The organism is Polaromonas sp. P1_G2, from assembly GCF_056405515.1.
On the sequence record NZ_JBFUBY010000257.1, the window covers coordinates 1 to 5,955 of the forward strand.

Here is a 5,955-nt window from a genome sequence, read left to right on the forward strand (position 1 = left end):
ACGGAGGACTTCGTGGCCGCCGTTACCTGGCTCAAAGCCAGGGACGACTGCAGCGGCAAGCTGGGCGTGGTCGGCTTCTGCTACGGCGGCGGCATGACACATACGCTGACCACCCGGCTGCCCGAACTCAATGCGGCCGTGCCCTTCTACGGCAACCAGCCCCCGGTGGAAGACGCCGCCAAGGTCAAAACCCCGCTGCTGATCCATTTCGCGGCGGTCGACGAGCGCATCAACGCCTCCTGGCCCGCCTACGAGGCGGCCCTGAAGGCGGCCGGCGCCAATTACACCGCCTACCAGTACCCCGGCACCCAGCACGGCTTCAACAACGACACCACGCCGCGCTACGACGCCACCGCCGCCAAACTGGCCTGGGAGCGCACGGTGGCGTTTTTCAACCGGCAACTCAGGGCCTGAGCGCCCCCGGGGCCCCCTTTTGGGGCCCCTCCTTGAGCTCTTTCCCCCTCCGCCCATCCCTCTCAGCGAAAACCCTGCCCGCCGGCCGCCGGGCACGGCTTTTGCAGGCGTTACCATTGGCTACTTTCGCTTTTTCGCCTCCCATGCGGGGCCGGCAAGCATTTTTCACCTCTCCTTTCCGGACAATCACCATGAACCTCCTGCACAAGATCGCCGCCACCGCCGGCCTGCTGACCCTCGCCTTCGGCGCCGCCCACGCCCAGAACAAGGAGCTGGTCGTCGGCTCCAGCGCCACCTACCGCCCTTTTGCCTATGAAAGCCCGACCAAAGAGATCGTCGGCTACGACGTGGACATGATCAAGGCCATCGCCCAAAAGGCCGGCCTGCAGATCAAGATCGTCAACACGCCCTGGACCGGCATCTTCGCGGCCCTCAACAACGGCGACGTCGACCTCGTCATCTCCGGCGTCACCATCAACGACAAGCGCAAGCAGTCCTACGACTTCACCACCCCCTACTTCGAGGCGCGCCAGCTGATCGCCGTGCACAGCAACAGCACGGCCAAGGGCCTGAAAGACCTGGCCGGCAAGAAGATCGGCGTGGTCACCGGCAGCACCGGCGACGACATGGCCTCGCGCGAGTTCGGCAAGACCAACCCTGACATCCGCCGCTTTGAAAGCACCCCCGTGGTGATCTCCGAGCTGGCCAACAACGGCCTGGACGCCGCCATCGGCGACAACGGCGTGATCGCCTTCCGCACCCAGGAACACAAGCAGCTCAAGACCGTGTCCGACGCCAGCTTCCCCAAGGAATACTTCGGCATCGTCGTGAAGCAGGGCAACAAGGCGCTGCTGGACAAGCTCAACGCGGGCCTCGCCGCCGTCAAGGCCGACGGCAGCTATGCCGCCATCTACAAGAAGTGGTTCCAGGCCGACGCACCCGCGTTGCCCGCGCAATAAACCGCTGAGGTTGTCCCCTTATGGAGCAAGTCCTCTGGTTCGGCTGGTTCAGGGCCGACATCATCGCCGAGTACAGCGTGCTGTTCTGGCGCGGCCTGCAGATGACCATCACGGTCACGCTGATCTGCATCGTGCAGGGCACCCTGCTGGGCCTGGCCGTCGGCATGGCGCGCGTGGCGGAGTCCCGCCACTCGCCCGCGCGCGAGATCTGCAAATACGCCCTGCGCTGGCCGTCCACCGTCTACGTGAGCTTTTTCCGCGGCACGCCGCTGTTCGTGCAGATCCTGCTGATCCACTTCGCCGTGCTGCCGCTGTTCATCAACCCGGCCGACGGCCTGGTCATCTCGGGTGAAACCGCGCGCAACATCAAGCAGAACTACGGCGCCTTCCTGTCCGGCATCGTGGCCCTCACGCTCAATGCCGGCGCCTACATCTCCGAGATCTTCCGCGCCGGCATCCAGTCCATCGACAAGGGCCAGGTCGAGGCGTCCCGTTCGCTGGGAATGTCCTTCCCCCGCACCATGTACCACGTCGTGCTGCCGCAGGCTTTCCGCCGCATGCTGCCGCCGCTGGGCAACAACGCGATCTCGCTGCTCAAGGATTCGTCGCTGATCTCGGCCATTGGTCTCGCCGAACTCGCCTACGCCGCGCGCACTGTCGCCGGCGCCTATTCACGCTACTGGGAACCCTACCTCRCGATCTCCGTCATGTACTGGGTGCTGACGCTGGGCCTGGCTTACCTTGTCAAGAAACTGGAGGCTCGTTATGGACGAGGTGATTCGCGTTAAGCGCCTGACCAAGCAGTTTGGTCACACCCCGGTGCTGCGCGGTATCGACTGCGCCATCAAGGCCACCGAGGTCGTCTGCGTCATCGGCCCTTCCGGCTCCGGCAAAAGCACCTTTCTGCGCTGCCTCAACGGCCTGGAAGACGCCAGCGGCGGCGAGGTGCTGGTGCACGGCGTCTCGGTGCACGAACCCAAGACCGACGTCGACGCACTGCGCTCCGAGATCGGCATGGTGTTCCAGCGCTTCAACCTGTTCCCGCACAAGACCGTGCTGGAAAACATCACGCTGGCGCCCACCAAGGTGCGCAAGCTCACGGCGCTCGAAGCGCGCAACCGCGCCAGCGAACTGCTGGTCAAGGTCGGCCTGCTCGACAAGATAGACGCCTATCCCAACCAGCTTTCCGGCGGGCAGCAGCAGCGCGTGGCGATTGCCCGCGCGCTGGCCATGCAGCCGCGCATCATGCTGTTCGACGAACCCACCTCCGCGCTGGACCCCGAAATGGTCGGCGAGGTGCTGGCCGTCATGCAGGCGCTGGCCGAGGAAGGCATGACCATGGTCGTCGTCACGCATGAGATGGGCTTTGCCCGCCAGGTGGCCGACCGCGTGATGTTCATCGACGAAGGCCTGGTGATCGAAGAAGGCTCGCCTGCCGAAATCTTCGACAACCCCAAGGAAGAGCGCACCCGGCGCTTCCTGAGCAAGGTCTTGTGAGCCGGGGTCCGCATGCGCTGCGGGCCTCTTCTTCCCTTGGAGACTTCGCCATGACCGCCACCCTCAGGGCCGTCCAGGCCGACATCACCAAATTGCAGCTTGACGCCGTCGTCAATGCCGCCAATTCATCGCTGCTGGGCGGCGGCGGTGTCGACGGCGCGATCCACCGCGCCGCCGGCCCCGAGCTGGTCCATGAATGCCGGCTGCTGGGCGGCTGCAAAACCGGCGAGGCCAAGGCCACCAAAGGCTACAAGCTTCCCGCCAGATTCATCATCCACACGGTGGGCCCGGTCTGGCGCGGCGGCAATAACGGCGAGCCTGAATTGCTGGCGTCCTGCTACAGGCGCTGCATGGAAATCGCGGCCGCCAAAGGCCTCACCTCGCTGGCCTTCCCCAGCATCAGCACCGGCATCTATGGCTACCCGGTCGAATTGGCCGCCCAGGTCGCGGTGGCCAGCGTGCGCCAGGCCTTGCAGCAGCCCTCCTCCTTGAAGGAAGTGGTGTTCTGCTGCTTTTCGGCGCAAGACCTTGCGGTTTATGAGCGGCTGCTGGGTGATGCGGAGACTTGATGTTCTGATCCAAGACCTGGAGAGGCAAACTTTTTGAAAGCGGGCTACACCTGCTCGAGATGGCCGTTGGCTTCGGATTGATCACTACGGCGGCGATCGCCGTGGCCGTGGGGAAATTCATCCTTGCGGGGATCTTTCTGGCGCTTGCGCTGGCCGTGATGCTTCGCTTCATTCGCCGGCGGGCGCCCCACAAGCCCGGACCCTGACCCATCACAAGCCATGTGCAGCAATCCGGACTTTGTCTCCACCATGGCATTTGGCCTGGTAGTGCTCGCGGCCATTCCCTCGGGCGTGTTGCAACACCGCTTCGTGAAGTGCCTCGAGAAAACGCTCCCCGCCGTATGGACGGAACTCGGCTCCCGAAAAAAGATGTGGACCGAAGACGGCGACAAGCATTACGCAGCCGCCCAGCGCTTCCTTATCTGGGGAGAGTACAAATCGCTGAGCGATGAAGGACTGGTGAAGATGGGCGACCGTTCACGCACCGCTTTTTTTGTGTTTATCGCCTGCCTGGTGCTGTTCGGGTATTGCGCCGCCCTGACCCAAGGGACCCCACAACTGTCCTGCCTCTGGCGCTAGTTCAGTGCCTTGCGGCATCGCATGAGCTCTCAGTACCCTGGCACCTTGAGCATCCGCGCCAGGTAGTCAAAAAACACGCAGTACAGCGCGATCGGCAGCGGCAGGCCCAGCAGCGTGCCCAGCATGTAGTCGCGAAACTTCACGCCCGACATCGCCAGCGCATAGTTCAGCGCTGGCACCGTCTGCAGCAGCATGCGCAGCACCACGATGCTTGCCACCGGCCGCGCATCCAACTGCGCGAGCACCCGCTGCGTCCACTGCCCCTTGATCTGCCGCAAGGCGTCGCCGCCCAGCAGGCGTATCAGCCAGAAGGTAAAGGCACATGAAACCACCGCCGCGAGGTAGGTCGCCACGCCGCCCCAGACCTCGCCCAGCGCCAGCACCGCGGCAGCCAGGAATATCCAGCCGGGGATCTGGATCAGATTGCCCAGCGCGAACAGCGCGATAAAAATCAGCAGCCCGCTGGCCTCGTTGTCCAGGAACTTCTGGTGCAGAAACGCCAGGCTGAGGTTGTCGCGCAGGCCCGAAAGCTGGAACACCGCCAACAGCAGGCCCAGGAAGGCCAGCACGGCGAAGAGGCGCTTGTGTTTGTAGCGGTGCATCTGGGATCGAATGGTTTTGGCGGTGCCGGAGCTTGCTGCCGATTCTAGGCATCCAGCCTCAACACTTGCGCACCAACTAATTCGACATAAAAAAAAGGCAAAGATTGTCTTTGGGCGGACTATTGCTTACAACTTCGCAACAAATTTCACTAACCTCACATCAGCGCTCACTCATTGTTTGCCGTTTTCAATTTCAACCGAGGAGTTTTGTGAAAAAAGTCATTGCACTCAGTGCCATGAGCCTCGCCGGCTTGCTGACCACGCCAGCCACGGCCGAATCCACCTTCACCACCCCCGCCACGACCGGCTCGACAGCGACGGCACGCCTGGACTTCACCATTGTCATTCCGCAAGTCCTGTTTTTGCGCGTCGGCACCAGCGCCGGCAATACCTCGACGACGGCCACCGTTGACGCGACCACGTTCACAGTGCCCGCCGCCAATGTGGGCGACGCCAGCGTCATTGCCGGTGTCGGGGGCGACCTGACCTTGGGCGCCGTGACGGTGCGCGTTTACGGCAACGGCGGCAATATCAGCCTGAACTCCACCACCACCGGCCCCCTGACGACCGGCACTGCCGGCGAAACCATTGCCTGGAGCCAGATCAGCGTGGCGGGCGCGGCCCTGGCGGCCACCACGTCCGGCTTTACCAATGCCTCTATCACCCACCCCGCCTTCAACACCGGCGCTTCCGGTGGCGCCGGCACAGCCTCTACCCTGACGGCCACCAACCGCCTGGTCCGCGTCGAAGGCAAGTGGACTTATAGCTACCTCAATGCAAACATTCCCGCCGCCGGCACCTATGGCGGCACCATCGCCAAAAACGGCCGCGTCACCTACACCGCCACCCAACTCTAACTTCTTGAACAGGGAAATCATGATGAAAAAGATACTTCTTGCCAGCCTTTTGAGCCTCGCCGGCGTGCTGACGGCGCCCGCTCACGCTGAATCCACCTACACCGCTCCGGCCATCGTCGGTTCAACCGCCGCTGCGCGCGTGGACGTGACGATCATCATCCCGCAGGTGCTGTTCCTGCGCGTCGGCACCAGCACCGGCAATACGGCCACTGACGGCACCGTTGACGCCACCACCTTTACGGTGCCCGCTGCCAATGTGGGCGATGCCAGCGTCATTGCCGGTGTCGGCGGCGACCTGACCTTGGGCGCCGTGACGGTGCGCGTTTACGGCAACGGCGGCAACATCAGCCTGAACTCCACCACCACCGGCCCCCTGACGACCGGCACTGCCGGCGAAACCATTCCCTGGAGCCAGATCAGTGTCGCGGGCGCGGCCCTGGCGGCCACCACGTCCGGCTTCACCAACGCCTCTATCACC

9 protein-coding genes are annotated in these 5,955 nt (G+C 63.7%); 8 read left to right on the plus strand and 1 reads right to left on the minus strand.

The window, feature by feature from the left end; genetic code table 11:
- From AC1D0P_RS20495 to AC1D0P_RS20520, 6 genes are all read left to right on the plus strand, one after another.
- Nucleotides 1-414: dienelactone hydrolase family protein (locus AC1D0P_RS20495; RefSeq protein ID WP_477678440.1), on the plus strand; the 414-nt coding region annotated here is incomplete at its 5' end.
- 191 nt (nt 415-605) lie between these two features.
- Complete coding sequence (locus AC1D0P_RS20500) at nt 606-1,373, plus strand: basic amino acid ABC transporter substrate-binding protein (RefSeq protein ID WP_436154207.1); 768 nt, start codon at nt 606-608, stop codon at nt 1,371-1,373.
- A 20-nt stretch (nt 1,374-1,393) separates the two neighbouring features.
- Nucleotides 1,394-2,161 (plus strand): amino acid ABC transporter permease, encoded by a 768-nt coding sequence (locus AC1D0P_RS20505; protein WP_477678441.1) that lies wholly within the window; start codon nt 1,394-1,396, stop codon nt 2,159-2,161.
- Nucleotides 2,139-2,870, plus strand: coding sequence for an amino acid ABC transporter ATP-binding protein (locus AC1D0P_RS20510; protein WP_436154205.1), 732 nt, complete (start codon nt 2,139-2,141; stop codon nt 2,868-2,870). Before AC1D0P_RS20505 ends, AC1D0P_RS20510 begins: the two co-directional genes overlap by 23 nt.
- Nucleotides 2,871-2,920: 50 nt before the next feature.
- On the plus strand, nt 2,921-3,439 hold the full coding sequence (locus AC1D0P_RS20515; RefSeq protein WP_477678442.1) for an O-acetyl-ADP-ribose deacetylase: 519 nt from the start codon (nt 2,921-2,923) through the stop codon (nt 3,437-3,439).
- Between the two features lie 249 nt (nt 3,440-3,688).
- Nucleotides 3,689-4,018, plus strand: coding sequence for a hypothetical protein (locus AC1D0P_RS20520; RefSeq protein WP_477678443.1), 330 nt, complete (start codon nt 3,689-3,691; stop codon nt 4,016-4,018).
- Between the two features lie 29 nt (nt 4,019-4,047).
- Here AC1D0P_RS20520 and AC1D0P_RS20525 read toward each other — a convergent pair whose 3' ends face one another.
- Nucleotides 4,048-4,620, minus strand: coding sequence for a VTT domain-containing protein (locus tag AC1D0P_RS20525; protein ID WP_477678444.1), 573 nt, complete (start codon nt 4,618-4,620; stop codon nt 4,048-4,050).
- Between the two features lie 209 nt (nt 4,621-4,829).
- Here AC1D0P_RS20525 and AC1D0P_RS20530 point away from each other — a divergent pair, with 209 nt between their 5' ends.
- Both AC1D0P_RS20530 and AC1D0P_RS20535 read left to right on the plus strand, forming a co-directional pair.
- A complete protein-coding gene (locus tag AC1D0P_RS20530) occupies nt 4,830-5,477 on the plus strand; it encodes a hypothetical protein (protein WP_477678445.1) in 648 nt (215 codons plus the stop codon).
- 22 nt (nt 5,478-5,499) lie between these two features.
- Nucleotides 5,500-5,955: hypothetical protein (locus AC1D0P_RS20535; RefSeq protein WP_477678446.1), on the plus strand; the 456-nt coding region annotated here is incomplete at its 3' end.

Excerpts from the sequence above, each read along its gene's own strand:
- AC1D0P_RS20500 (WP_436154207.1), top strand. The coding sequence starts at position 606 with ATGAACCTCCTGCACAAGATCGCCGCCACCGCCGGCCTGCTGACCCTC.
- AC1D0P_RS20510 (WP_436154205.1), top strand. The coding sequence starts at position 2,139 with ATGGACGAGGTGATTCGCGTTAAGCGCCTGACCAAGCAGTTTGGTCAC.
- AC1D0P_RS20515 (WP_477678442.1), top strand. The coding sequence starts at position 2,921 with ATGACCGCCACCCTCAGGGCCGTCCAGGCCGACATCACCAAATTGCAG.
- AC1D0P_RS20520 (WP_477678443.1), top strand. The coding sequence starts at position 3,689 with ATGGCATTTGGCCTGGTAGTGCTCGCGGCCATTCCCTCGGGCGTGTTG.
- AC1D0P_RS20525 (WP_477678444.1), bottom strand. The coding sequence starts at position 4,620 with ATGCACCGCTACAAACACAAGCGCCTCTTCGCCGTGCTGGCCTTCCTG.